This window comes from Stenotrophomonas sp. Sm6012, from assembly GCF_030985895.1.
In the GTDB taxonomy this organism is placed as follows: Bacteria; Pseudomonadota; Gammaproteobacteria; order Xanthomonadales; family Xanthomonadaceae; genus Stenotrophomonas; species Stenotrophomonas forensis.
In genome coordinates this window covers 1-25,656 of the sequence record NZ_JAPTFX010000006.1, presented here as the reverse complement: position 1 = coordinate 25,656, position 25,656 = coordinate 1, and the positions used below count along the sequence as shown (strand labels likewise).

The window sequence follows — 25,656 nt, the reverse complement described above, 5'->3', positions numbered from 1 at the left end:
TCAGGCCTCCGCCAGCAGGTAGCCGACGCCCCGGATCACGTGGATCTCCACGCCCGCCCCGGCCTGCTGAAGCGCCTTGCGCAGCTTGGAGATGTGCGCGTCGAGTGCATTGGACTGGATCTCATCATCGAAGCCGTAAACCGCCGCTTCCAGTGCGCTGCGGGTAACCGTGCGCCCCTGCCGCATCGCCAACGCCTGCAACACCAGCACCTGCCGGCGCGGCAGCGGCAGCGGCTGGCCTTCCACCTGTGCCTGCAGCGATTCGAAATCGAACTCGAGCCGTCCCAGCCGCAGGCTCGGCGTCACCATCGCAGACGGCCGCCGCGACACCGCGCGGATGCGCGCCATCAGTTCCTCGATCGCCACCGGCTTGACCAGGTAGTCATCGGCACCGACGTCCAGCCCTTCGACCTTGTCCGACAACGTGCCCTTGGCCGTCAGCATGATCACCGCCAGGTTCGGGCGCAGTGACCGCGCAGTGGCGACAAAACCGGCGCCGTCACCATCGGGAAGCTGGCGGTCCAGCAGCATCAACTGGTGCACCGGATCGCGCAGCGCGATGGCCGCCTCGGCCAGGCTGCCGACCACGTCGGCCACCACGCCCTGCCGCTCCAGGCCCGATTGCAGGGCACGGGACAGATCAGGATCGTCTTCGACCAGAAGGATGCGCATCAGGGACTCGGCTGCCGGAAACGGTGCCGATCATAGTGCCTGGCGCCTGCTTTGGGCGTCATTGCGTGCCGATTGCCCAGGCGCAATGTTCTGACAATGTTGGGCCCGCACCATGCACAGCCATCCCCCGCAAAGTGGCTGATCGATGCCGTCGCTGTCCCCGACCCTGCTGCGCCCCCTGCTGCGCCCCCTGCTGTTCTCCGCTGCCATCGGCCTGCCGTTGATCACGCAAGCCGCCGACCGCAGCCCGGGCGTGCAGGCTGGCATCACCGCGGGTGCGACGTCCGGCGCGTATGCGCACTACGACGTCAAACCGCTGGTCGTACCGGCGATTTCCTGGCAGGGCCAGCGCTTCTTCGCCAGCCCCGGCTCGCTGGGCATGTATCTGTACAAGGGCCAGGGCCTGCGGCTGTCGGCAGCACTGACGCCGTACACGCTGCGCTTCAAGACCGACGACGTGAATGATCCGCAGCTGCGCCGCCTGCACAGCCGGCAGATGTCGGCCATGGCAGGAATCAACGGTGAATACAGCGCCGACTGGGGCATTGTCGAGGCCGGTGTGATGCGTGAGATCACCGGGCATGGCGGTGGTTTCGAATCGCGCCTGCATTACAGCTATCCGATCCAGGCCGGCCGCTTCACCTGGGTGCCACGGGTGGGCGTGGTGCACTCCAGCGCACGCCTGCTGGACTACTACTACGGCATCAGCGACGAGGAAGCACTGCGCTCGGGCTTGGCAGCCTATCGCCCGGGCAGCACGACATCACCGAGCCTGCAGATCGCGGTCAGCACGCCGCTGGGCACCAAGTGGCGTGCAACAGGCGTGGTCGCCAACCAGTGGTTCGGCGATGCGGTGAAGGACAGCCCGATGGCACGACGTGGTACACAGACGTCGGCCTTCGTTTCCCTGATGCGCTCGTTCTGATCGAGCGCCTGCTACGGACAAGGACCCCCCATGGCCTCCGTCTCCCCTGCTGCAGAAGCGCACGCGATCCTGCGTGCTCCCGACCTGGAAAGCGCCGAGCGCGCCTACCTGGGACTGATGCCCGACCTGGAACACGTGAACGCGCTGGCGCGGCGCGCCCTGGGACTTTCGCGCGTTGCCGATGCGGCGCGCGGCTACGCGCTGTCGATGACCCTGGTCGGGCTGCGCCTGCAGGAACTGGAAATGGGTGAGGCCATCGCGAAGGAACAGCGCCAGGCGACCCTGCGCAGCCTGCGCCAGGCCTTCAACGCCTGAGCGCAGGGTAGCAACGGCGCCTGCAGCCGGTGCTGCAGCGCCGCGCAAGGACTCAGCGGAAGGTGGTCCAGGCCAGGACCGCAGCCAGCAGGGCCACCCAGACCACCGCCTTGAACGTGCCCTCCAGCATGTTGCCGCCGAACAGCAGTTCAAGCACTGGATTGGGCCGGGACACCGGGACATGATCGCTCATCGGGAAATCCTTCTGGTAATGAGGGAAGGCAGGCGCGCATGCCTGCGCGGATGCCACTCTAGTACAGGCGCGGCTCCCGTGCGCGCGTGGCGAACATCGACTTAACATCCCGTGCGCCAGTTCCGGTATGTTCGGGCCAACGCTGCGTTCAAGGATGATCGATGATCAAGCGCGTCCTGTTCCCCGTTGTGGCCCTGTTGCTGTCGGCGCTGATCGTCGCGCTGGGATGGCAGAACCGCCAGCTGCGGCAGATCAACCAACAGATGGCCTCGCAGCTGCAGGACATGCGGCTTGAAACACACGGCCTGGCACTTGGCAGCCTCGCCGCCCCGCTTGCACTGGCGACCACGCAGCAGGCCCGCGTGCAGATTGGTGGCCCACGCGCCACCCCGCAGATCCTCTATTTCTTCTCCACGGCCTGCCGCTACTGCCTGGCCTCGATGCCACATGTGCGGAAGATTGCCGCTGCACGGGGCGCCAGTGAGCTGATCGGCGTGGGCCTTCCTCCCTACGACGAACTGGCCGGCTACGCCGGCACGCACGATCTGCGCTTCCCGATCGCCATCGACAGCGGAGGCGATGCATCGAAGCGCTATCGCGCAACGGTCACGCCGATGCTGATCGTGCTGGGTAACGATGGCAGCGTGGCCTACAAGCATGTCGGCCAGCTTGATGAGCAGGTCGTACAGGCCGCCATGACGTCGTTGGCGCCGGACCTTGCCCTACCCTGACCAGACAGACCCCGATACCTCGTCATTGCTCCCGCGCCACCACTGGCACTCACGTGCCTTCGGCAACTGCAACACCACAACGCCAACCAAGGAGATACACATGATCGGAAAGAAAGTCCTTTCGTCCGTCGCCGGTATCGTCGTTGTCGCGGCCATGGCCTTCGGCGCCACCCAGGCCTTTGCCGTCGCGCCCAAGACCGGCTACGCGCCGGGCTGCGAACCGCACCCGAGCTGTCCGTTCGGAAATTCCGGCAAGCCCGGCCAGGTACTGTGCTGTGATCCGTTGTAACCCCATCCGTTCCGAAGCCCGGGTTCTCTGACCCGTTGCCACCGCCGCGACGCTGTTCCGGCTCCGCGGCGGTGGCAGGGCCAGGGGGATCATGGCCACCCCGCCCCGGATTCATCCTCCCCGGACAGGCTTGAAGCGCGCTTTACCGGCTTTCGTCGCATACCGGTTTCACCGCGCAGGAGGCAGTGCCACGCTGGACTCCCTTCTCCGGAGCACCGTGCCATGCCGATGCTTGCCCTGCTGCTGTTGTGCGCTGGATTGTTCGGCCGCGACGCCGACGCCGGGGATACCTCACTACGCCGCCAGATCCTGCAGGCCGACGCCGAACACGCAGGTGCGCCGGCGGCACGCGATCCGGCGACCCTGCAGCTCTACAGGCTGCGCCAGGACCGCGTTCTGCGCGTGGGCTACCAGCCTCTGGCCACAGACGGCCAGCAGCGGCGGTCCAGGTCGGCGCGCTTTGCGCAGGTCTGGGAATGCGTCGAAGGCCATTGGAAGCTGCAACGCGTGATCAGCCTCGATGAATGGGTCGCCCAGCGCTGATACGCAGCGAGGCAACCCTCACACATGAAAAAAGCCGGCCCAAGGCCGGCTTTCTCGTGATCCACCGCTGCACCGGTCATGCCGGGAGCCAGGTGGTGGGCGGTACAGGGTTCGAACCTGTGACCCCTACCATGTCAAGGTAGTGCTCTACCGCTGAGCTAACCGCCCATCTTGTTCTTGCCGCCCGAAAGCTGGCCTTGCTACGTAAAAACCCGGCGCCAGGGCCGGGCTTTGCAGTTCACGACAGCCCCTTTCCAGAGACTTCGTGGTGGGCGGTACAGGGTTCGAACCTGTGACCCCTACCATGTCAAGGTAGTGCTCTACCGCTGAGCTAACCGCCCGTTTTGCTTCTGCATTTCCGCGATTGCGTCGGTGCAGGCCGCGTATATTACGGATGCCAGCCGTGAAGCGCAACACTTTTGTGAAGATGCGGCTGCCCTGCCACGTTCAGCCCAGGCTGGCTTCCTTCAGCTGCCGGATCTGGTCGCGCACGCGTGCCGCATCCTCGAACTCCAGGTCCTTGGCATGCTGGTACATCTGCTGTTCCAGCGCCTTGAGCCGGGTGGCCAGCTGGGCCGGGCTGAGCGACCGGTAGTCGGCCCCTTCCTCTGCCACGCCTGCCCGGCTCTTGCCCTTGCCCTTCTTGGCTTCCTTTTCGGCCGCGTCGGAACGGGCGCCTTCCAGCACGTCGACAATCGGCCGCGCCACCGAGCGCGGCACGATGCCGTGTTCCTCGTTGTACTCGACCTGCTTGGCGCGGCGGCGGTCGGTCTCGTCGATCGCCGCCTGCATCGAACGGGTGATCTTGTCCGCATAGAGGATCGCCTTGCCGCGCACGTTGCGCGCCGCTCGGCCGATGGTCTGGATCAGCGAGCCGGTGGAGCGCAGGAAACCCTCCTTGTCGGCATCGAGGATCGCCACCAGCGACACCTCGGGCATGTCCAGGCCTTCGCGCAGCAGGTTGATGCCGACCAGCACGTCGAACTTGCCCAGGCGCAGGTCGCGGATGATCTCCACGCGCTCGACCGTGTCCACGTCCGAATGCAGGTAGCGCACGCGGATGCCATGCTCGGTGAGGTATTCGGTGAGATTCTCCGCCATGCGCTTGGTCAGCGTGGTGACCAGCACGCGGTCGCCAGCCTTGATGCGCTCGTTGGCCTCGCTCATCAGGTCATCGACCTGGGTACCGACCGGGCGGATCTCCACCACCGGGTCGATCAGGCCGGTCGGGCGCACCACCAGCTCGGTGATCTCGTCACCCGCTTCACGATATTCATAGGGACCGGGCGTAGCCGACACGTAGATCGCACGTGGGCAGCGCTCTTCCCACTCCTCGAAGCGAAGCGGACGATTGTCCAGCGCAGAGGGCAACCGGAAGCCGAATTCGACCAGGGTCTCCTTGCGCGAGCGATCGCCCTTGAACATCGCGCCGATCTGCGGAATGGTCACGTGCGATTCGTCGATCACCAGCAGTGCGTCGGGCGGCAGGTAGTCGAACAGGGTCGGCGGCGGCTCGCCGGCATTCTTGCCGGTGAGGTGACGCGAGTAGTTCTCGATGCCGTTGCAGAAGCCGACCTCGGCCATCATTTCGATGTCGAACTGGGTGCGCTGGGCCAGGCGCTGCGCCTCGACCAGCTTGTTCTCCGCGTACAGCTGCTCCAACCGCTCCTTCAGCTCGACCTTGATGGTGTCCACCGCCGCCAGCACTCGCTCGCGGGTGGTCGCATAATGGGTCTTCGGGTACACGGTGAAGCGCTGCATGTTGCGCAGCGTCTCGCCGGTGAGCGGGTCGAACAGGGTGATCTTCTCAACCTCGCCATCGAACAGCTCCAGGCGCAGCGCCTCGCTGTCCGACTCGGCCGGGAACACATCGATCACTTCGCCGCGCACGCGGAACGTACCGCGCTGCAGTTCGTACTCGTTGCGCGTGTACTGCAGCTGGGTCAGGTGATTGATCAGGTCGCGCTGGTCGATGCGCTCGCCCTTGGACAGGATCAGGCGCAGCGACAGGTAATCCTCGGGTGCACCCAGGCCATAGATCGCCGATACGGTCGCCACCACGATCGCATCCGGGCGCGACAACAGGGTCTTGGTCGCGGCCAGGCGCATCTGCTCGATGTGCTCGTTGATCGAACTGTCCTTCTCGATGAAGGTGTCCGATGACGGCACATAGGCTTCCGGCTGGTAGTAATCGTAGTAGCTGACGAAGTACTCCACCGCGTTGTGCGGGAAGAACGCCTTGAACTCGCCATACAGCTGCGCCGCCAGCGTCTTGTTCGGCGCCATGATCAGCGTCGGCTTCTGCACGTTCTGGATGACGTTGGCGATGGTGTAGGTCTTGCCCGAGCCGGTGACGCCCAGCAGGGTCTGCTTGGCGATGCCCGCTTCGAAGTTGCTGGTCAGCTTCGCGATGGCATCGGGCTGGTCGCCCGCCGGCGAGTACGGCGAGACGAGTTCAAAACGGTCGCTCATGGTGTTGCCAGTTCCCGGGAAGGGTGAGTATACGGGGCCAGGAGTGACGGCCGGCTGAGGGGTTTCCGGGCAGCCGAGCGCGGCGCTGCCTGATGGCGCAGTCCCTGCGCGGCAGCGAGGCTGGATGCATGCGCCTCCTTCCTGCTTCCAGTCCCGACACGCAGCACGGCATCCATCTGCTCGAACTGCTGGTGGTGGTGGCGGTCCTTGCTGTCCTGCTGGCAGCCGGCTGGCCCGCGCTGCGGGAACTGATGCTGCATCAACGGGCGGAATCCACCCGCCTCAGCCTGCAGTCCGGTCTGGCCACCGCGCGCTACCAGGCCATCATGCGCAGTGCGCTGATCGGCCTGTGCGCAAGCCCCGACGGGTACCACTGCGGCGACGATTGGAGCCAGGGCTGGATCGTGTACAGGACCGATGGCCGGCGAGAGCCCCCCTCCTCCACCGACTCCATCCTGCTGCACCAGTCCGGCCTGTCCAGCGTCAGGATCAGCGCGGCCAGCAGCAGCGGCCGGCCGCAGATCTACTTCCAGCCGGATGGCCGCAGTCCCGGTGCGAACCTGACGCTGCGCATCTGCGCGGACCACCGGGAACGCGCCCGGGTCATCGTCAGCAACAGCGGCAGAATCCGCTCGACCCGCAGCCAGGACGGCCCACCCTGCTGACAACAAAAAAGGCCTGCGGATAACCGCAAGCCTTTGATGCGTAATGCTTGGCGCCCGAAGTTGGACTCGAACCAACGACCCCCTGATTAACAGTCAAGTGCTCTAACCGGCTGAGCTATTCGGGCGGGGAGGCGCATTGTAATCACCTCGAACAGAGAGTGCAACACTCTTTCACGCAGCCCTGCAGGCAGCCTCCTGCTCGCGTCACCAGCAGTCGGACAGTGTTGCCTGCGACGTCTTCACGTTGGCCTGGTTGAGCGTCAGGTCGCCACATTTGTCCTTGGTCTGCGCATTGGCCGCCGCTGCAGTGAACGTGAACGTCGACTGCCCGGTCTCCATGGACAGGGTGTAGGCCGCGGTGCCACCCTCGCGTGGCGAGTTGATGGAATCAGCTCCGCCGGGGAAGGTGAAGCCCACATAGGTGTTGTTGATGGTGTGGTAGCGCTCGGCCAGCTGCGCGTACTCCACCAGATCGGCCTTGGCCTGCGCGCGCCGCGACTTGAGAACATGCGCGCTGTAGTTCGGATAGGCGATCGCAGCAAGGATCGCCACGACCGCCACCACGATCATCAGTTCGATCAGGCTGAAACCGCGGGCCAGGCGGCCCGCCATGAACGGTGTGCGCATTGCGGTGACTCCTGGTGCCAGCGTAGAAGGAACGTCAATCACTGGATCTGCCTCCATGACTGGCGACCGCAGGGGTACGGCAGGTACATCGGATCCGCGCCAGCCACCGAAATCTGCATCATGCAGGCATCACCCGGAGGCTTCGGCGGCGGGCTGCCAGGCTTGCCCGCGTCCGGCGGCGCCAGCCGCGGCACCACCGAGGTGGTGACATCCCTCACCGGCGCGTTGCCGCCGGTGTTGAGCGCAACACCCGCCGTCCCTGCGCCCTGCGATTTTCCGTCCGGCGCGCCAAAGCGCACCTGCGACATCGATGCCTCGCCACTGCTGGCCTGGAGGCCGAACAACCAGTTCGAGCCATCCACCGAACAGCCCTGGGCCTCAGAAGGAATGTAGGTCGGGAAGAACACCACGCCGGAGACGATGCGCGGATTGCCCACGGCCCGCTCCTTGTTGGCGAGCGTCACTGTCCAGCCACGACTGACCGTGGGAATGCTGCCTGCACTCAGCGTGCGCAGGTTGTCACTGATGCCGGCCGCATATGAACGCAGGTTGGCCGAAGTCAGTGTCGCGGTCGACAGGCCGGCCTCGGTGTCGTTGATGCCGTACAGCGCCTGAAGCGCCGAATCGTTCTCGTCGCCGTAGTAGGAGAAACTGCCGGTGCCGAAGATCAGCATCACACCGCCGGACGGCCCCGTGGTCACGGTCATGCCGCCGGTGATCGGCTGACGATAGGTCAGGCGATCACTCGCATCGACATGCGTATCGGTGGTGAACAACGGCACCGTCGGTGCAGCATCGTTACGCAGGTCGAACTTCCAGACCGCGCCGCGCTTGTCGGCCGCATAGACAGTATCAGCCAGGCCATCGCGCACCTGTTCGTTCTGCCCCGCTCCACCCCAGCGATCGACCACGACAATGTTGCCCAGCCCATTGCTGCCTGCCGGCAGGTTGGTACCAGACTCGACGGCTTCGATCATGCGGATGGTCGGCGTGCTGCCGGCCACCATGTCGACCACGAACAGGACCGCCTTGCCGCTGCTGCTTTCATAACCATTGCCGAAGATCGCACGGAAACTCACCGAACCGTCTGCGTTCTTCATCGGCACGATCACCGGCTTGCCCAGCACGTGGCCGATGTTGGCCCGTACTTCGCTGTCCAGCGCCGAGTTCAGATCGCTGATCTCCCACAGCAGGGAACCGGTGCCCCCGAAGCTGCCCGGATCGGACACATCCAGTGCGAACACGCTGCGACCACCCGCGCCGGCAGTACCCACCAGCGAGGTGGTCCAGCCATTGCTGCCATAGGTGTCGCTGACCGTTATCGGGCCATCGACGTAGTAGCGATGCTGGAAGCGCTGGGTGTTCTCATTGGTCGGATCGTAGGGCAGCAACAGATTGCCCATATGGCCCAGCGCGGTGGACGGAATGTAGGCGAACAGTTCCTTGCCGCCGTCACTGTCCATTTCGCCATCCGCGCCCATGCCGCCATCGAAGGCATGCAGCATGCCGTCATTGGCACCGGCATAGACCATGTAACGACGATCATCCCGCTTGGTGGTCATGTACTCGGCGTAGCTGCTGCCGATCGCACCCGGCAGACGGCGGAAACCGTAGTCGTCCAGGGGTGAGCTCAGCACCGGCGTGGAGGTGATGATGTCGCCCAGCACGGTGGTGCGGTCACGCAGCTTGCCGCCATTGCGTTTCTCGTTGCCGGTAGCACCTCGCAGATAGGCCACCGCCGTAGCCGAGTCGGTGGCCAGCGTGGTGATCTCGGATTCAGAGCAGATCCTCATGCCCGGATACAGCGAGCCCGACTTGTCGCACAGATTGGCCAGACTGACGTTGCCACCGGAGAAATCCACCAGCGCGCCGTTGCGCCAGAAACGGATGCGGCGTGAATCGGCCGCCGGCATCTGCGCGGAGGCTTCCCACGCCTCCTCCGAAATGACCTTGCGGGTGGATTCTTCCACCTTCAGGTTGAAGGCGTGCAGTTTGCCGTACCAGTCGGTGCCGTTGTTGGTCGCTTCGTAGAATGGCTCCACCGACAACGAGCCTACGCCGATGCGCGCGCCGGTCAGCGAACGCGAGCCGGACGGCGTGGCGCCCTGGGCGACGTTGCTGATGATGCGGCGCATCGCAGCGGTGATATCGCCCGGACGGGTGGCATTGACCATTTCGCCGCGGGTGTCATACACCGCGTTCCACAGCTCATCGACCGCTTCCGGCTTGAGATCCTGCGTCGACGTGGGGAAGCTCGGCTTGTTCACATAGGGATTGGGGCTGAGTACCCACGGCCGTTTCGGATCCGGCAGGTACTTGACGCCGAACTCCTTGCCCAGCGTACCCAGGGTCACGCCATAGAAATTCATGTGCAGGTGCGTCTTGCAGTCCAGCGCCGGGTCTGGATTGGCGCCCTTGCACTCGGAAGGCACTGGAACGGAATTGGTCTCCTTGGTATCCACCAAGGACTTTTCGTAGTACGGCGCCACCAGGTCCTTCATCAATGTCCTGTTTTCGGTCTCATTGATGTAGCCGTCGGTAAACAGCATGCCGGCGTTCTTCTGGCACGACAGCAGCACCGGCGCTTTCGCGTCGGTACGCTTGAACTGCTGCCCCAGGTAATCGGCGGCCGATCGATTGGGCGTACTGCTACTGGCCCGCATGTCCTTCATGATGTCATCGAGAAGCGTCGACTTCTCATCATCATTGGTCATGTTGTACATCGTGACGTTACGCCGGTTGTTGATGCGGAACCAGCCGACTCGCAGGTTGGTCTGGTCATGCAGCGCAGTGGTGGCTGCGCCGATCAGCGATTCGCGACGCGTCCGATACAGGCTGAACCATCGGGCGAAGTTGCCCATGGCCTGGTTGTACTTGGCCGTATTGTTGCCGAAATTGGCGAGCTTGATTTCGTACTTGTACAGGGTGCCCGGGCGACCACCGACAGGATTGGTCACCGCGACCGGTGACGCGGTATAGCCATAGTCTTCAGGCAACGTAGCCCGATCCACCAGATAGAACGTGGCCGGGAAGAACACCATGGCCGCACTGCAGTTCCCGGTGAGGGTCACGGCCTTGGAGCCGACCACGCTGAAACCACCGTCGGTCGAGCTGTTGTTGCGGTTCAGATCACCACAGCGGTCGCGTTCGATACGCGTGCCGGACGGCAGCACCATGCCGCTGTAGAACTGGAATCGCCAGGCCACGTTGCTGCCATTGACCACGATGGCATTACTCGTCGAATCGGCGGTCAGGTTCAGCGTACCCGTCTTCAGAGAGAAGGCGCCGCTCGGCCGAGGATCCAGCGGCGCGCTCTTGGGATCGATGCCCTGTTTCGGGAAGTCGGCATTGGGTTCCGGAAGGCCCGTCTTCCAGTAAGAGTATGTTTCGCGTGGATCGAAGTAGGAGGCATTGATGTCCGGAGAGCGTGCGAAACCGTAAGCATCCAACGGCGGAAGTGCCAGATTGGAGTCCCGACCGTAGCTTGGAAACACATAGTGGTACAACAGCCCGCGATCAACGTAGCCGTTGGCCTCGCTGCCCGTGTAGAAGCTCTTGCCGCCCCAGCGGTAAACCCCGTCGCGGGTATTGTTCAGCACTTCCCAAAGCATCGAACCGGAATCGTCCAGCGCCATCAGGAACGCTGGCGGCGTCTGCACCTGGATGTTCAGCGGCGCCTGTGCCAGCGTGCCCTGGGCCTGGGCGGCCATCAGGCTGTAGATGAAATAGCCTCCCCCCAGCGCCAGTGCGGCGCCGCCTGCGGCCATGAAGCGGAATTTGCGCGAAGCCATGGCCTGCGTCCTCAGAGTTTGAATACGGTGTCGATCACCACCGACGACGAGCTCGCATCGGCATCGTCGGTAGCGAACCCGGTGATCTGGTAGATCGGTGTGGTGTCGTCCAGCGGCCGGCCCATGTCCAGCGACGATTCGCCGACCACGCAGCTGTCGATCTGCCGCACGTTGACGGCCGGCGCCGTCTCGTCGCGCCGGTCCTCCGCCCAGCTGGCCGGATCGAAGCCGTCATCGCAGACACGCGATACATCCCCCGCCTGCAGCAGGCTGCCCTCGCTCACGCTTTCGCGATTGGTGATCTGCTCGACCGAACGCTCGGCCGCCCGCACCACGCCTTCCGAATTCTGGAAAGCGCGGTTGGCCGCCCGGTAGTTGGCCGCCATCTTTTCCTGCATGCCGGCCACCTGCATGCCGGCAATTCCCAGCAGCGCCAGCAGGATGAGCATCACCAGGGCCACATACAGCACCGCACCGCGCTGGCGGGCGGGAGCGGCGACAGGCCGGAAGGAACGCGGGAAAGGAGTCATGGTCAGTTTCCGAACAGGCGATTGCGCAATGCAATCGACACTTCATAGCTGGAGCGGTAATGACCGTCGGACTTGTCGCCGTTGGCAAAGCCCACGCCGAGCACAGACAGCGCATTGGCCGAGCGGGTCGAGGACGACGGCGACGGACTGCGTGCCAGCAGCCCCACCTGCACCTGCCCCACGCGCAGCCATTGCGCGGCACCCGCGGCATCGGCATCGGTGCTGACGCCGTCGGCCGCAGCAAACTGCGTGATGTTGCCGGCCGGTGGCGTGTCCAGGCCGATGTTGGCGGTGTTGTCCAGGCCGTACATCAGCTGCAGGCTTTCGATGCCTTCCACCAGTTCTTCGTTGATCGAGTAGGCGCCATCACTGTCGGCGCGCGCGCGGCGCAGGCCCGGCTGCTTCGTCTCCGGATTGATGCCCACGTAATAGACCATCGACTCGGCGCGATACAGCATTGTCTGCCCGGTGGGCTGCGCGGCATAGCGCGACAGGTCGAGCGAAGCGGCGGTGACCCGTGCGGCGCTCAACGTGCCCGCGAACACATCCGCGTGGCCGCAGTCGGCGATGCCGAACAGGGTCGGATCGCCCACGCCACCGCCGGTCAGGCGGGCGACGCGGGTGCTGTCCATGTCCAGCAGCGCGTTGCCGCCGTCCGCGGAAATGGCCGTGACCGGCACGCCTTCCGGCGCGAAAAAGCGCAGGACCAGCACATCGCTGCCGCCGGCCGGTGCCGGGATGAGCCCTTCGATCGCGGTAGGCAGACCGGTCGGAGCCGACCAGTCCGCCCCCAGCGTCAGACTCCCGCCCGGCGTCGTCTCGGGCGCGTCGAAGCCCTGGATGGACACGCTGAAATCCAGCGGACTGCCATCGCCCGAGGTTGCCCCCAGGTGTGACACCGGGTCGCCCTGGTTCTTCACCACATGGGCCTGGTCGTTGACGCATCCCATGTGTCCGGCCATGCGGATGTCGCGCTCCAGGAAATCCAGCGCGAAGCGCGCGTTTTCCTGCACGCGGGAGGCGCCCTCGGACAGGCGGGAGGCCGTCTGCGAGGCGATGAACACCTGGACCACGCCCAGCATCAGCACGAGGCTGATCACCAGCGCGACCATCAGTTCAACCAGCGACAGGCCGGTCATGGCGGCACGACGGTTCATGGCCATGCTCACAGCTCCGTATCCAGGGCGAAGGTGGTGGCCTTGTCCGGATGGTCCGGATCCCAGCGCTGGTCGCCCCAGCTGACGGCCACTTTCACCTTGCCGCCGTTGTAGGTGACTTCCGCGCCCGCGTCATCACCCAGCGCCTTCACCACCTGGCATTGCCAGCGCGCGACCTTGGCGGAAATGGCGACGTCGCCGGTGTCGGCACTGCATGCCTTCTCCGCGGTCTTGCTGCCTGCCGCGAACGACGCAGTGGTGTACCACGCCGCCTGGTAGCGGTTGCTGCGCATCTGCTCGGTCAGGTCATAGGCAAGATTGGTGGCCTGGGTGCGGTAGTTGGCGCTCTGCACGAAGCGGACGTTCATGGTCTGCAGCAGCGCGAACCCCAGCAGGCCGAACGCCAGCACGATGATGGCGATCAGCACTTCCAGCAGGGTGAACCCCCCTGCCTGCCGCGCGCGGATGGAACGGGATTTCATGGGCAGGCTTCCTTGGTGCTGCGGATCTGCCCGGAGGCGTTCACCGTCAATGTGCGCTTGTGCAGCGCGTCCTTGCTGCAGACATCCGGCTCCAGCAGGATCTCCTGATCGGTGCTGGCCCTGCGGCGCCCGCGGCCGTCGAAGGCGATCACCTCCGACGGCCCGCTGACCGTCAGCTTCGGACTGCCATTGACGAAGCGCAGGACGGTCTCGCCCGACGACATCTCGCCATCACCATTGGTATCGGCGAAGGCCAGCATGCCGCCGGACCAGCTGCCGTCGCAGCTGGCGCCATCGCTGCTGCCGCACACGCCGCCGCCGCGGTTGCTGCGGATCGCCTCGCTGCGGGCCAGGCTGAGCAGGCCCAGGATTTCATTGTTGCCCGAGGTCACCCGGCTGGAACGCAGGGTGCCCTGGAAGCTCGGAAACGCGATCGCGGCCAGGACCGCCACCACGGCAATGGTGACCATCAGTTCGATCAACGTGAAGCCGCTTTCCCGGCGCAAAGACATTGGACGCTCCCCAGCGTATTGATGGCCACGATGGGCCATCGCCCTGCCACCGGCAAGCGGCGGCAGGATGAACGGTCAATCCGGGACGACGGGCGTCAAAGGCTTGACGACCCGCCCTCCCTTTCCGGCCCGGCGCGATCCCCATCGCGCCGGTGCAGGCTCAGGCCAGCACCTGGTAGCAGGGCTGGTATTCGCCGGAGATCTTCATCCGGCGCTGCTCGACGAAGGCGCGCAGCAGCGCGTCCAGGGCCTGCATCATGTCGGTGTCGCCATGGATCTGGAACGGCCCGAACTGCTCGATGCGGCGCATGCCGTCTTCCTTCACGTTGCCGGCCACGATGCCCGAGAACGCCCGCCGCAGGTCGGCCGCCAGCGCGTGCGGCGCACGCCCGTGGTGCAGGTCCAGCGCGGCCATCGCCTCGTGGGTCGGCAAGAACGGCTGCTGGTACTCCCACGGAATCTCGATCGACCAGTTGAAGAAGAACGAATCCTTCTGCGCCAGGCGGTGTTCGCGCACGCGCTTGATGCCGTTGGCCATCTTCTTCGCCACCGACACCGGGTCACCGATGATGATCTCGTAGCGCTCGGCGGCCTCATCGCCCAGGGTCAGGCGGATGAAGCGGTCAATCTGCTCGAAATACGGCGCGGCCACGGTCGGGCCGGTCAGGATCAGCGGGAACGGCAGGTCCTTGTTTTCCTCGCGCAGCAGGATGCCGAGCAGGTACAGGATTTCCTCGGCGGTACCGACGCCACCGGCGAACACGATGATGCCGTGGCCGATGCGGACGAAGGCCTCCAGGCGCTTCTCGATGTCCGGCATGATCACCAGGTGGTTGACGATCGGGTTCGGCGACTCGGCGGCGATGATGCCCGGCTCGGTCAGGCCGATGTAACGCGTCACGGTACGGCGCTGCTTGGCGTGGGCGATGGTGGCGCCCTTCATCGGGCCCTTCATCGCGCCCGGGCCGCAGCCGGTGCAGATGTCCAGGCCGCGCAGGCCCAGCTCGTAGCCCACCTGCTTGGTGTACAGGTATTCGTCGCGCGAGATCGAGTGGCCGCCCCAGCACACCACCAGGTTCGGATCACCCGGGTTGAGGATGCGGGCGTTGCGCAGCAGCCCGAACACCGCGTTGGTGATGCCTTCGGACGACTCCAGCTCGGCCGCATAGGCCGGGCCCATCTCGATGGCCATGTAGGCCAGGTCGCGCACCACCGCGAACAGCAGTTCGGCGACACCGCGGATGATCTCGCCATCGACGAAGGCCATCGCCGGCGCGTTGACCAGGTCGATGCGCACGCCGCGATCCTGCTGCGCCACCTGGATGTCGAAATCGGGATACAGATCGCGCGCCGCACGCGGATCGTCGGAGGCACTGCCGCTGGTCAGTACGGCCAGCGCGCAGCGGCGCAGCAGCTCGTGCATGCCGCCGGCGGAGGCATCGCGCAGGCGCGCCACTTCGGCCCGCGACAGCACATCCAGCCCACCGCGCGGGTAGATCCGTGCGTCCTGCACCGGCAGCGCGCGGGCTGCTTTTTCGTTCGTGGTCATATCCAATTTTTCGCTTCCTTCAAGGTTTCCGACTGTACTGCCGCCCCCTTAAAAAGCAAAACGGCCGGGAAACCCGACCGTTGGATATGTGCTGCCCGTGATCACCTGCCTGGGACCGCTTCGGCGGCATTGGCGCCGCGCACATTTCTGGATGCTACGCCCATGCAGAGCCGCCCGCAAGGACTTTCGCCTGAACGGAAAACGGCGCGCGTTCCCCGGCCGTTTCCATTTACATCATCAGGCTCTGAAGGATCAGAACTTGTACTTCAGGGTCAGCTGCATCGACCAGCGCGACACCGCGGTGTTGCCCTTGTCGTTGTTGTTTTCCTGCACCTGCGCGTTGTCGGTCGAACCGGTGAACGAGTACACGTACTTGCCGGTGGCCGGATCGATACCCGCGTAGTTGGCAACGCGACGGGTCGAGTAGAAGCCGTAGTCGTCGATCAGGCCCCACTTCTTGTTCAGCAGGTTGCCGACATTCATGATGTCCAGGGCAACTTCACCCTTGTGACCCTTCATGAAGCCCGGGAATTCCTGGCTGATGCGGACGTCGAAGCTGTTCACCCACGAAGCGCGGTGCGAGTTCGCCGGGACCACGCTGCCACGGTAGGCATCCAGATCCGGGGTCTTTGCCAGCCAGTCGAAGAACGCCTTCTCCATCGCGGCGCCGCCGGTGAACAGCACGTCGCCCGGGCCCTTCGGCACGTAGAACAGGTCGTTGGTGGTCGCACCGTCGCCGTTCGCGTCGTTGTAGAAGATGTAGCTGTACGGACGGCCCGAACGGCCTTCGTAGAACAGACCGACGCGGGTAGCGTTGTCACCGAAGAAGTTGTGCTTCCACTCCAGGGTGCCGGTGATGCGGTCCTTCATCGCGTAACGCGAGTTGTAGGCCACGTTCTCGTTGGCGTTGAAGATCAGCGTGTTGTTCCAGTTCGAGGTGTTCTGCGAGCTGGACAGCGGGCTGACCTCGGACGACTTGGTGTAGGTGTAACCCAGCGACCAGCCCCAGTTCTCGGTCAGCGGCTTGGCCAGCGAGAAGGTGGCCTGGGTACCGTGACCCTTGTCGGTGTTGCGCAGGACCAGCACGTCACCGATGTCGGTCGGACGGTTGAAACGATCAACCGCGTTCTTGGTACCGGTGGAGATGCCGTAGTCCACACCCTTGTCGATACGGGTGTTGGCCGAGTTGCGCCCTGCATCGTTCCAGTAGATCGCACGGCCGTCCTGACCGGTAGCGGTCGGAGCCGACACGTCCAGACGGTCGAAGTAGATGCCGTCCTTGACCTTGGTGAACAGCAGTTCGGCCGACGCCACGATGCCGTACCACGGCAGCTCATGGTCGAATGCCAGGTTGGCCTTCCACACCGACGGCAGGCGGGTGCCCGGCGCGATGATGTCGACGTTCTGACGGGCCGAAGCCGGGCCACCGGCCGGGATGTACGGGTTGTTGCCATCCGGGGTGAAGGCACCGGCCGGGATGCTGCGCTCGTCGTACTCGATGTAGTTCAGGCCGGTGTTCTGGTAGGCACCTGCCAGCCACACGTTCGGGGCAGCGCCGCCGAACAGGCCCACGCCGCCGCGCAGCTGGGTCGGGCGCTCGCTGTCGAAGGTGTAGTTGAAGCCAACGCGCGGCTGCACCAGGTTCTTGTCGACCAGCTTGGTGTTGTTGAAGCCGTACAGCTGCTCGATGCGCGGGTTGTACAGGCGCTGGGTGCTGAAGTCAGGCATGTCGATGCGCACGCCGAACATCAGGTTCAGGTTGTAGTTGATCGCCCAGGTGTCCTGCACGAACACGCCGGTGTTCTTCAGGGTGAAGTCGGCCGGGATGTCGCTGCGGCTGCCATCGGCGCGCGGCGCACGCAGCTGGTAACGCGATGCCTTGCCCGCCAGGAAGTCGTTGACGCTGTTGAATTCATACACGCCGTTGAGGTTGCGGCCGTAGAAGTTCATCAGGTCGTTCTTCGAGTAGTCGAAGCCGAACTTGACGGTGTGGTCACCGATGTACCAGGTACCGGCACCGAAAGCGCTCAGTTCCTTCGACTCGACGATGTTGACGTGGGTGTTCTGCTCGGTACCGACGTACAGCGAGTCATTGCCCGACTTGATGCGGATCTGCGGCATGTCGACCAGCGGAACGCGGTTGGCCGAGTAATCCTTGTGCGAGACCTTGAACTCGGTCGAGAAGTTCTCCGACCAGTCACTGAACAGTTCGCCCATCCAGGTTTCGTATTCGGTCGGCTGCTGGTACCAGAAGTTGCTCAGCGAGATGGCGCTGCTGCTGACCTGCGGGAAGCGAACGACGTTCTGCTCCATCTTGTTGTAGCGCAGGGCCGCACGGTGGTTCTCGTTGATGTTCCAGTCCAGCTTGACCGCGTACTCTTCGATCTCGGTCTTGCTGTTCGGCGCAGACAGGCTGCCCGGGTCATAGCCCAGCTTGCCCAGGAAGTTCTGGACATCGGTGATCTGCTGCTGGGTGATCGTGCCACGGCCGATCGGCGTGTCGCTCAGGGAAACGCCAGCCGCCGCGCGCTCGTACTTTTCATAGTTGGTGAAGAAGAACAGCTTGTCCTTGACGATCGGGCCGCCGAAGGTCATGCCGTAGGTCTTCTCGTCCTTGAAGCCGTTGAAGTCCTGCTTGTCACCTTCCAGGCGCGAACGGACCATGTCCTTGTCGCGGTAGGAACCGTAGATGGTGCCGTGGAATTCATTGGTACCCGACTTGGTGACGGCGTTGATCACCGCACCGGTACCACCGGAAATGGTGGTGTCGTAGTTGGCCAGGTCGATGTTGATTTCCTGGATGGCGTCCATCGACACCGGCTGACGCTCGGTCGGCAGGTTGTTGGAGCCCAGGCCGAACGGATCGGAGGCGCTGATGCCGTCGATGCGGATGGCGTTGTAACGGGTGTTCTGGCCGCCGGCCGAGATCGCGCCGTCCGCCTTGCTGACCTGCGAGATGCGCGGGTCCAGACGGATGTAATCCTGGATGTTGCGGCTGGCCGACGGCAGCGCATCCATCGTTTCACGGGTCACGTTGGTGCCGGTGCCCATCTTGTTGGCACTGAACAGGTCCAGGCCGCCAGCGGTGGCGACGACGTTCACGGCGTCCAGGTTGGTGGCAGCCAGATCACCGCCGAGGTTGGCGTTGACGGTGTTGACCTGGTTCAGGTTCAGGTAGACACCTTCTTCGGTCTTGGTGCCTTCACCGGGCTTGGTGATGGTGATGGTGTACGGACCACCCACGCGCAGGCCGCGCGCATTGTAACGACCCGCCGCATCGGTGGTGGCACGCGAAACGGTGCCCGACTCGGTGTGGGTGATGGTGACTTCAGCGCCGGCGACAGGCTGGCCTGCGGCGGACATCACCTGGCCGCCGACGCCGGCGGAGGTGCTGCTCTGGGCGAAGGCGGGAGCGGCGGCGAGTGCAGCCACGAGACCAAGGGTAAGCTTGGACATCCGGAGTGGGTGGGTCATTTTTCGGTAGCCTCGATGCGAGTTGGCGATGGCGGAAAAAAAGCGCATCCAAACAGCCCTGCGGGTGGCTGGTCGGAGAGTTATCTGGGGTTCCCTACCGCTTGGCTGAAGGCAGCCATAACGGTTAACACTAGATTAACACGCTACGCCATCAATGTGACGGTTGTGCGACAAACGGCACCAGATCGCAACGCAATCGTGACGGGTTCTTCACTCCGCCTTTCCCCGGGACTCACTGGCCGGGAAACGCTCCGCTGGCGTCGAGAATCCGCCCCCGCCAGGCATGGCCGGCGCGGGACAACAGGGTTACCGCCGCGGCCGCCGCAGCTTCCGGGCCCTGCGCGGCCGGGTCCTGGTCAACCGAGTAGGCCCGGGCACGCAGCGCCGTACGCAGCGGCCCCGGGTACAGGCCACTGACCCGCACCGGGCTGCGGCCGAGTTCGTCGTGCAGGCTGGTGATCAGGCCACGCAGGCCATGCTGGGCCACGCCATAGCCGCCCCAGTAGGCCTGCCCGACCCGCTCCGGAGCGTCGACGGCAAACACCAGAGCGGCATCCTCACGTTGCCGCAGCAGCGGCAGGCAGGCCTGGGCCAACCACGCCGGGGCGGTCAGGGTGACGTGCACCGCGCGGGCGAAACTGGCAGGGTCGGCCAGCTCGAACGGGGTCAGGCCGGGGAAATGCGCGGCGCAGACCAGCAGCCCGTCCAGCCGCCCCAGCTCGCGCTGGAGCGCCTGGGCCAGCTCGGCATAGTCATCCGGGCCTGCCCCTTCAAGGTCCAACGGGTACAGCAGCGGTTCCGCGCCGACGGCCTGGACCTGGGCGTAGACCCGATCCAGCCGGCGCGGCTTGCGCCCCAGCAGCACGACCGTGGCGCCGGCGGCTGCAGCAGCCACCGCCGCGGCACTGCCCAGGCCACCGCCGGCGCCGGCAACCAGCACCACGCGATCCTGCAACGGGCGGCCATCGAGCGCCCCGTCGGTCGGTGACGTCGATGGCCAGGCACTCATCCCTGGGTCGCCTCTTCGACGATGCGCTTGAGCTCGCCGGATTCGAACAATTCCAGAACGATGTCGCAGCCGCCGATCAGTTCACCGTTGATGAACAGCTGCGGGAAGGTCGGCAGATTGGAGAAGCGCGGCAGGTTGGCGCGGATCTCGGGCTCCTCGAGCACATTGACGGTGCGCAGGGTGGCAGCGCCGGCCGCCATCAATGCCTGTACGGCGCGGCTGGAAAAGCCGCACATCGGGTACTGCGGGGTGCCCTTCATGAACAGCACGAGCGGGTAACGATCGACCTCGGCCTGGATTTGCTGCATCACCGCCACAACCACACTCCTTGCTTCGCCGGACAAACCGACCGCGGTGGTCGGCTAGACTGCCCACGGTAGCCGCCATTGTAAGCGGATGGAACCGGCTGCCGCCGCCCCTCTGGCCACGAACCTGTCCATGCCCGTCGAATTGCCCGCCCTGCCCTACCTTTCCGGCTCCCTGCAGCCGCATCTGTCCGCACAGACCGTGGAACTGCACCACGGCCGCCACCACCGCGCCTATGTCGATGCGGTCAACGCCGGCATCCTGGGCACCGAGTGGGAAGACGCGTCACTGGAAGAGATCGTCCGCCACGCCCAGGGCAAACTGTTCGATGCCGCCGCCCAGGCCTGGAACCACGGCTTCTACTGGCAGTGCCTGCGCCCTCGCGGTGGCGGTGAGCCGCAGGGCCGGCTGGACGAACTGGTCAAGCGCCAGTTCGGCGACGCGCAGCGCCTGCGCGAGGAATTCAACCGCACCGCGCTGGGCCTGTTCGGCTCCGGCTGGGTCTGGCTGGTGCAGCACCCGGGCGGGCAGCTGGGCATCCAGGCCACCCGCAATGCCGGCACTACCGGGAAACCGAGCGTGGCACTACGCGCTCTCGTGCGCAGCCACCGCGTCCATCACCCGTGCCGAATACACCAGCGCGGCGCCGGCATTGAGCGACACGGCCACGCCCAACGCTTCGGCGATCTCCTCGCGGTTGGCGCCGTGCTTCAGCGCAGCGTCCACGTGCACGGTGATGCACCCGTCGCAGCGGGTGGTGACCGCCACTGCCAGTGCGATCAGCTCACGGGTCTTGGCATCAAGGTGGTTGGTCTGGGCGCCCGCGTTGGACAGGGTGGCGTACCCCTTCACCGTATCCGGCGAGAGCTTGCCGATCTCGCCGATGCGGCCCTTCAGTTCCTTGCGGTAGGCATTCCAGTCAAGCATGGTCGTGACTCCTGGGAAAGGAGTTCCACGCTATCACCGGGAACGTTGCGCCGATGCCTGCACCGGCGCGCCACATCGTTGCATTGCCGGCCAGCGGCCGGCACTACCGGGCTCAGCGCTTGCGCAATGCGTGCACGGCCGGCGCCACCTGGGCCTGACGACCCAGCTCCAGGCCGACCTGGTCCAGCGCATCGGCCAGTGCCGCAGCATCATCATCGCGCAGCGTGGCATGACCGACCTTGCGGCCCTCGCGTGGCTCCTTGCCGTAGTCGTGCCAATGGCCGCTGGCCTGGCCCAGTACCGGCGCCGGGTCCGGCATCGTGCCCAGCCAGTTCAGCATGCAGGCATGCCCAAGCATGCGGGTGCTGCCCAGCGGCAGGCCCAGCACGGCGCGCAGATGGTTCTCGAACTGCGAGGTCTCGCTGCCTTCGATGGTCCAGTGGCCGGAGTTGTGCACTCGCGGCGCCATCTCGTTGGCCAGCAGCTCGCCGTCGCGGCAGAACAGCTCCAGCGCGAACACGCCCACGTACTGCAGGTGCTCTGCAACGCGGCGGGCATAGCCGATCGCGGCCTGCTGCTCGGCGTCGGACAGCACGGCCGGCGCCACGCTGGCGGACAGCACGCCGTCGACATGCCAGTTGCCGGTAACCGGCCACGCCTCGAAGCTGCCATCGTGGCCACGCACGGCGACCACGCTGACCTCGCGCTGGAAGGCCACGAAGCCCTCCAGGATCAGGCCCGTGTGCTCGACCTGCGCACCCAGCGCATCCCACGCAGCGTCGATGTCGGCCTCGCTGCGCAGGCGGAACTGGCCCTTTCCGTCATAGCCGAGGCGGCGGGTCTTGAGAATGCACGGCAGGCCGAACGCGGCCACCTTCTCAGCCAGCTCGTCGCGGCTGCGGATGTCGGCGAAGGCCGGCAGCGGGATGCCCAGCTGCTGGAACAGGGTCTTTTCGCTCAGCCGGTCCTGGGCCACGGCCAGCGCGGCCGGCGGCGGGTAGACCGGCACGCGGTCGGCCAGGAACTGCGCGCTGTCGGCGGGCACGTTCTCGAAATCGAAGGTGACCACATCCACCTTCGACGCGAAGTCCGCCAGCGCCTGGCGGTCATCGAAGGCGCCGACCGTCAGGGGCGCCAGCGGGCCACTGCAGGCGTCGGCCGCCGGATCGTACAGTTCGAAGCGCAGTCCCAGCGGCGCACCTGCCAGGACCATCATGCGGGCGAGCTGGCCGCCGCCCAGGATGCCGACGGTCAGGCTCATTGGCGCGGGTCGTCGTGGGCCATCACGTCTTCGGTCTGGCGCGCACGGAAGGCGTCGAGCGCCTGGCCGATCGCCGGCTGGTCGCTGGCCAGCATCGCTGCAGCGAACAGCGCGGCATTGGAGGCGCCGGCATTGCCGATGGCGAAGGTGGCGACCGGGATGCCGGCCGGCATCTGCACGATCGACAGCAGCGAATCCATGCCGTTGAGGGCCTTGGACTGCACCGGCACGCCCAGCACCGGCACGGCGGTCTTGGCGGCGATCATGCCCGGCAGGTGCGCGGCCCCGCCGGCACCGGCGATGATCGCGCGCAGGCCACGCGGGCCCGCCTGCTCGGCGTAACTGAACAACACATCCGGCGTCCGATGCGCGGACACCACCTTCACTTCGAACGGAACACCCAGGGCTTCAAGCTTCTGGGCGGCGTGCTGCATGGTTTCCCAGTCGGAACGGGAACCCATGACGATGCCGACAAGCGGCGCGATCGGGTTGGGGGTCATTGGCCGTCACCTGCCTTAAAGACGTATTCTAGCCGTCTTCCACGCAAGACGAAGAACCATGGATCGCAAGCTGCTCGACCTGCTGGTGTCGCCCGACACCCGCCAGCCCCTGTCCCTGCTGGATGGCAAGGGCCTGGAAGCCCTCAACAAGGCCATTTCCGCCGGCGCGGTGAACAAGGCCGATGGCAACCCGCTGGCGCAGCCGCTGCGCGAAGCGCTGGTCACCCGCGACCGCAAGCAGGTGTTCCGCGTCGACGACGGCATTCCGGTGCTGCTGGCCGAGGAAGCCATCCCGACCGCCCAGATCGCCGACTTCCCGGCCGCATGAGCACGCTGCCGACGCCGGATGCGGCCGTTGTCGCCGCCGATGTCGCGCGTGCGCTGGCCGAGGACCTGGGCAGTGGTGACGTCACCGCCGCCCTGCTGCCCGACCAGGCGGACAGCGCCTACCTGCTGTGCAAGCAGGATGGGGTGATTGCCGGCCGCCCCTGGTTCGACGCCACCCACCGTGCGCTCGACCCGGACGTGCGCATCGAATGGCAGGTTTCCGAAGGCGACGCGGTCACCGCAGGCACCGTGCTGGCCCTGCTGTACGGGCGCAGCCGCAGCCTGGTCAGCGCCGAACGCACCTCGCTGAATTTCCTGCAGACGCTGTCCGGCACCGCCACCACCACTGCCCGCTATGTGGCCGCCGTGGCCGGTACCGGCACGCGCATCCTCGACACCCGCAAGACCCTGCCCGGCCTGCGCCTGGCGCAGAAGTACGCCGTGCGCTGCGGCGGCGGCGACAACCACCGCTTCGGCCTGTACGACACGGTGATGCTGAAGGAAAACCACATCCGCGCCGCCGGTTCGCTGGCCGCCGCGGTCGCCGGCGCGCGCCGGCAGTGGCCTGCGCTGCCGCTTGTGGTCGAGGTGGAGGATCTGACGCAGCTGCGCCAGGCCCTGGAGGCGGGGTGCGAACGCATCCTGCTGGATGACTTCAGCCCCGACCTGCGCCGCGAGGCCGTGCGCATCACCGCCGGCCGTATCCCGCTGGAAGTCTCCGGCAGCGTCGGCCTGGGTGGCCTGCGCTCGATCGCGGAGGATGGCGTGGACTGCATTTCCATCGGCGGCCTGACCAAGCACGTGCAGGCCATCGATCTGTCGTTGAAGCTGGGCCCGCCGCCGGGTTGAGGTGGCGGTCGCATGGTGCCGGCCCGCGGCCGGCACTACCACTCTCACACCCTGCGTTCACGACGGCACTGCGACGCTGCGGCCATCCCCCACAGGAGCCGCGCATGCGCCGGATGCTCTTGCCTGCCTGCCTTCTGCTCGCGGCCGCCCCCTTTTCCGCAGCGGCTGCGGAGGCCTGTGACGTACCGCCCCGCTACGGCCTGAGCCCGTTGGCAGTGGCCATCCGCAATACCGCCTGCAATGAACACCGGCTGTGGTTCCGGCCTTTCATCGATCGCGATGGTCGCGCTGCAAGCCTCAGCGTCACCGAGGCCGAGAGCGAGCATCTTGCCGACAACGGCCTGATCGCCTGGCAGCGCGTAGCCGGCTATTGGCGCGACAGTGGCACGCTCAACGCGATGGGCAGCATCGCCGGCGCCAGCAGCTGCCTGGCACCACTGGGCACGCGCTACACCGACAGCGACTGCCGTGCGTTCCTGGTCGACAACCCCTGGTCGGCCGCCTTCATTTCCTGGGTAATGGTGCGTGCCGGCGTGCCCGGCTTCAACACCTCGCCGCGCCACATCGACTACATCCGTGCCGCCTACCAGGGCGGCCCTTCCGGCGTGCCCTATCGGCTGGTCGATCCCGCGACCGCAAAGCCCGCGCCGGGCGATCTGCTGTGCTTCCTGCGCGACCGCAGCACCACGCTGAGCTACAGCGGGCTGGTACAGGCGCTCGGCAACGGTTCGGTCGGCCACTGGAAATCACATTGCGAAGTGGTGGTGGCGGCCAACCTCGGCGGCGATCAGACCCTGTATCTGGTGGGGGGCAACGTGATGAATACCGTGGCGATGCGGCTGCTGCCGCTGGACCGCACCGGGCTGATCCAGCTGCCGCCGGCACGCGAACGCAGCAGCACCGGCATCGACCCCAGCTGCACACCGGGCCGCGAAGACGAATGCAGTTTCAACCGCCAGGACTGGGCCGCGCTGCTGCAGCTGACCGCCACCTCGCCGTTGTTGATGCCCTCGCCCACTGCGACGCCGATGCAGACCGCGCCGCCGCCGCAACCGGCCATCGTGCCCGCGCAGCCAGTGTCCAGCGAACCGCAACCGCGGCGGTGACTGCAACGCTTGATCCAGCGCGCGTTCGCCGCCATCTTTGCCGGATCGACCTCTGACCGCTGACGCCATGCCCACCCTGCTGCTGTTGCTGATTGCCGGCGGAATCATCTATTTCTTCTGGAACGCCGCCCGTTCGGCCGCCGAGCGCGCGGTCGAGCTGGGCCGCAATGCCTGCCGCGCCGCCGACGTGCAATGGCTGGACCAGGCGGTGCACGCCACCGGCCTGCGATTGTCGCGTGGCGAGGATGGCCGGCTCGGTTTCGAGCGCACCTTCAAGTTCGAGTATTCCTATGACGGCATCGATCGCCACGTGGGCCGCATGGTGCTGCGCGGCGACCAGCTGATCTCGTTCACCGGCCCCGGCGCGGCGCGGATCAGCCAGATCCGGCCGGATGTGGACGACGCCGAGGATGTGTAAGGTTTGAAGGCGTGCCGACCAACGGT

The 25,656-nt window shown here is 65.7% G+C and carries 26 protein-coding genes, 3 tRNA genes and 1 pseudogene; 11 read left to right on the top strand and 19 right to left on the bottom strand.

The features are described from left to right. A complete protein-coding gene (locus O0J73_RS02230) occupies positions 1 to 672 on the bottom strand; it encodes a response regulator transcription factor (protein WP_006429911.1) in 672 nt (223 codons plus the stop codon). Between the two features lie 145 nt (positions 673 to 817). On the opposite strand from O0J73_RS02230, the gene O0J73_RS02225 reads away from it, so the two are divergent. Next, the gene (locus tag O0J73_RS02225; protein WP_006429910.1) at positions 818 to 1,597 is read left to right on the top strand and encodes a MipA/OmpV family protein; all 780 of its coding nucleotides are present in this window, start codon (positions 818 to 820) and stop codon (positions 1,595 to 1,597) included. Between the two features lie 30 nt (positions 1,598 to 1,627). Continuing rightward, entirely contained in the window at positions 1,628 to 1,912 is a 285-nt protein-coding gene (locus tag O0J73_RS02220; protein WP_006429908.1) for a hypothetical protein, read from the top strand. Positions 1,913 to 1,964: 52 nt separating this feature from the next. Here the strand turns inward: O0J73_RS02220 and O0J73_RS02215 are convergent, their stop codons facing one another. Next, the gene (locus O0J73_RS02215; RefSeq protein WP_008268513.1) at positions 1,965 to 2,105 is read right to left on the bottom strand and encodes a hypothetical protein; all 141 of its coding nucleotides are present in this window, start codon (positions 2,103 to 2,105) and stop codon (positions 1,965 to 1,967) included. Between the two features lie 161 nt (positions 2,106 to 2,266). Between O0J73_RS02215 and O0J73_RS02210 the strand changes: the two genes are divergently transcribed. The 3 genes from O0J73_RS02210 to O0J73_RS02200 all read left to right on the top strand — a co-directional run bounded on the left by O0J73_RS02210 (position 2,267) and on the right by O0J73_RS02200 (position 3,668). Further along, complete coding sequence (locus O0J73_RS02210; RefSeq protein WP_197563418.1) at positions 2,267 to 2,836, top strand: TlpA disulfide reductase family protein; 570 nt, start codon at positions 2,267 to 2,269, stop codon at positions 2,834 to 2,836. Between the two features lie 100 nt (positions 2,837 to 2,936). Beyond that, positions 2,937 to 3,125 (top strand): hypothetical protein, encoded by a 189-nt coding sequence (locus O0J73_RS02205; protein ID WP_197563416.1) that lies wholly within the window; start codon positions 2,937 to 2,939, stop codon positions 3,123 to 3,125. Positions 3,126 to 3,347: 222 nt separating this feature from the next. Continuing rightward, positions 3,348 to 3,668 carry a hypothetical protein gene (locus O0J73_RS02200; protein ID WP_308307906.1) on the top strand — a complete coding sequence of 107 codons (321 nt, stop codon included), beginning with the start codon at positions 3,348 to 3,350 and terminating at the stop codon, positions 3,666 to 3,668. A gap of 93 nt (positions 3,669 to 3,761) precedes the next feature. Here O0J73_RS02200 and O0J73_RS02195 read toward each other — a convergent pair. The 3 genes from O0J73_RS02195 to uvrB form a co-directional block, all read right to left on the bottom strand. Next, positions 3,762 to 3,836, bottom strand: a tRNA-Val gene (locus O0J73_RS02195). Positions 3,837 to 3,934: 98 nt separating this feature from the next. Next, positions 3,935 to 4,009: transfer RNA gene (locus O0J73_RS02190), tRNA-Val, on the bottom strand. A 106-nt stretch (positions 4,010 to 4,115) separates the two neighbouring features. Continuing rightward, positions 4,116 to 6,140 carry an excinuclease ABC subunit UvrB gene (gene uvrB, locus O0J73_RS02185; RefSeq protein ID WP_006429643.1) on the bottom strand — a complete coding sequence of 675 codons (2,025 nt, stop codon included), beginning with the start codon at positions 6,138 to 6,140 and terminating at the stop codon, positions 4,116 to 4,118. 170 nt (positions 6,141 to 6,310) lie between these two features. Between uvrB and O0J73_RS02180 the strand changes: the two genes are divergently transcribed. Beyond that, positions 6,311 to 6,805: a GspH/FimT family protein gene (locus O0J73_RS02180; protein ID WP_308307931.1), complete on the top strand. Its 495-nt coding sequence runs from the start codon at positions 6,311 to 6,313 to the stop codon at positions 6,803 to 6,805. 48 nt (positions 6,806 to 6,853) lie between these two features. Here the strand turns inward: O0J73_RS02180 and O0J73_RS02175 are convergent. The 11 genes from O0J73_RS02175 to grxD form a co-directional block, all read right to left on the bottom strand. Then, positions 6,854 to 6,930 (bottom strand) — tRNA-Asn (locus O0J73_RS02175). 79 nt (positions 6,931 to 7,009) lie between these two features. Then, entirely contained in the window at positions 7,010 to 7,432 is a 423-nt protein-coding gene (locus O0J73_RS02170) for a type IV pilin protein (RefSeq protein WP_164241066.1), read from the bottom strand. A gap of 38 nt (positions 7,433 to 7,470) precedes the next feature. Then, entirely contained in the window at positions 7,471 to 11,223 is a 3,753-nt protein-coding gene (locus O0J73_RS02165; protein ID WP_308307905.1) for a PilC/PilY family type IV pilus protein, read from the bottom strand. Between the two features lie 11 nt (positions 11,224 to 11,234). Beyond that, a complete protein-coding gene (locus O0J73_RS02160; RefSeq protein ID WP_308307904.1) occupies positions 11,235 to 11,753 on the bottom strand; it encodes a PilX N-terminal domain-containing pilus assembly protein in 519 nt (172 codons plus the stop codon). 2 nt (positions 11,754 to 11,755) lie between these two features. Further along, complete coding sequence (locus O0J73_RS02155; RefSeq protein ID WP_006429634.1) at positions 11,756 to 12,916, bottom strand: PilW family protein; 1,161 nt, start codon at positions 12,914 to 12,916, stop codon at positions 11,756 to 11,758. 2 nt (positions 12,917 to 12,918) lie between these two features. Beyond that, positions 12,919 to 13,392: a type IV pilus modification protein PilV gene (gene pilV / locus O0J73_RS02150; protein ID WP_049456558.1), complete on the bottom strand. Its 474-nt coding sequence runs from the start codon at positions 13,390 to 13,392 to the stop codon at positions 12,919 to 12,921. Further along, positions 13,389 to 13,904, bottom strand: coding sequence for a GspH/FimT family pseudopilin (locus O0J73_RS02145; RefSeq protein ID WP_006429631.1), 516 nt, complete (start codon positions 13,902 to 13,904; stop codon positions 13,389 to 13,391). The genes pilV and O0J73_RS02145 overlap by 4 nt, the downstream gene beginning before the upstream one ends. A gap of 160 nt (positions 13,905 to 14,064) precedes the next feature. Further along, a complete protein-coding gene (ppnN, locus tag O0J73_RS02140; protein ID WP_308307930.1) occupies positions 14,065 to 15,453 on the bottom strand; it encodes a nucleotide 5'-monophosphate nucleosidase PpnN in 1,389 nt (462 codons plus the stop codon). Between the two features lie 252 nt (positions 15,454 to 15,705). After that, a complete protein-coding gene (locus tag O0J73_RS02135; protein WP_049456556.1) occupies positions 15,706 to 18,927 on the bottom strand; it encodes a carboxypeptidase regulatory-like domain-containing protein in 3,222 nt (1,073 codons plus the stop codon). Between the two features lie 232 nt (positions 18,928 to 19,159). After that, positions 19,160 to 19,936 (bottom strand): SDR family NAD(P)-dependent oxidoreductase, encoded by a 777-nt coding sequence (locus O0J73_RS02130; RefSeq protein ID WP_049456555.1) that lies wholly within the window; start codon positions 19,934 to 19,936, stop codon positions 19,160 to 19,162. Next, on the bottom strand, positions 19,933 to 20,253 hold the full coding sequence (gene grxD / locus O0J73_RS02125) for a Grx4 family monothiol glutaredoxin (RefSeq protein ID WP_006429513.1): 321 nt from the start codon (positions 20,251 to 20,253) through the stop codon (positions 19,933 to 19,935). The genes O0J73_RS02130 and grxD overlap by 4 nt, the downstream gene beginning before the upstream one ends. A 121-nt stretch (positions 20,254 to 20,374) precedes the next feature. On the opposite strand from grxD, the pseudogene O0J73_RS02120 reads away from it, so the two are divergent. Beyond that, positions 20,375 to 20,815 (top strand): annotated as a pseudogene (locus tag O0J73_RS02120) (Fe-Mn family superoxide dismutase); the annotation flags it as partial. Positions 20,816 to 20,827: 12 nt separating this feature from the next. On the opposite strand, the gene O0J73_RS02115 reads toward O0J73_RS02120, so the two are convergent. From O0J73_RS02115 to purE, 3 genes are all read right to left on the bottom strand, one after another. Beyond that, positions 20,828 to 21,169, bottom strand: coding sequence for a carboxymuconolactone decarboxylase family protein (locus tag O0J73_RS02115; RefSeq protein ID WP_006429504.1), 342 nt, complete (start codon positions 21,167 to 21,169; stop codon positions 20,828 to 20,830). 112 nt (positions 21,170 to 21,281) lie between these two features. Next, a complete protein-coding gene (locus O0J73_RS02110; RefSeq protein WP_308307903.1) occupies positions 21,282 to 22,430 on the bottom strand; it encodes a 5-(carboxyamino)imidazole ribonucleotide synthase in 1,149 nt (382 codons plus the stop codon). Continuing rightward, positions 22,427 to 22,930: a 5-(carboxyamino)imidazole ribonucleotide mutase gene (gene purE, locus O0J73_RS02105; RefSeq protein ID WP_005412808.1), complete on the bottom strand. Its 504-nt coding sequence runs from the start codon at positions 22,928 to 22,930 to the stop codon at positions 22,427 to 22,429. The genes O0J73_RS02110 and purE overlap by 4 nt, the downstream gene beginning before the upstream one ends. Positions 22,931 to 22,988: 58 nt before the next feature. On the opposite strand from purE, the gene O0J73_RS02100 reads away from it, so the two are divergent. The 4 genes from O0J73_RS02100 to O0J73_RS02085 all read left to right on the top strand — a co-directional run bounded on the left by O0J73_RS02100 (position 22,989) and on the right by O0J73_RS02085 (position 25,630). Then, a complete protein-coding gene (locus O0J73_RS02100) occupies positions 22,989 to 23,258 on the top strand; it encodes a Trm112 family protein (protein WP_005408847.1) in 270 nt (89 codons plus the stop codon). After that, positions 23,255 to 24,106, top strand: coding sequence for a carboxylating nicotinate-nucleotide diphosphorylase (gene nadC / locus O0J73_RS02095; RefSeq protein WP_308307902.1), 852 nt, complete (start codon positions 23,255 to 23,257; stop codon positions 24,104 to 24,106). Before O0J73_RS02100 ends, nadC begins: the two co-directional genes overlap by 4 nt. Before the next feature lie 104 nt (positions 24,107 to 24,210). Then, positions 24,211 to 25,212, top strand: a complete 1,002-nt coding sequence (locus O0J73_RS02090) for a DUF2272 domain-containing protein (RefSeq protein WP_197565086.1) — start codon at positions 24,211 to 24,213, stop codon at positions 25,210 to 25,212. Between the two features lie 67 nt (positions 25,213 to 25,279). Beyond that, on the top strand, positions 25,280 to 25,630 hold the full coding sequence (locus O0J73_RS02085; protein WP_049436544.1) for a DUF3301 domain-containing protein: 351 nt from the start codon (positions 25,280 to 25,282) through the stop codon (positions 25,628 to 25,630). The last annotated feature ends 26 nt before the right edge of the window (positions 25,631 to 25,656 follow it).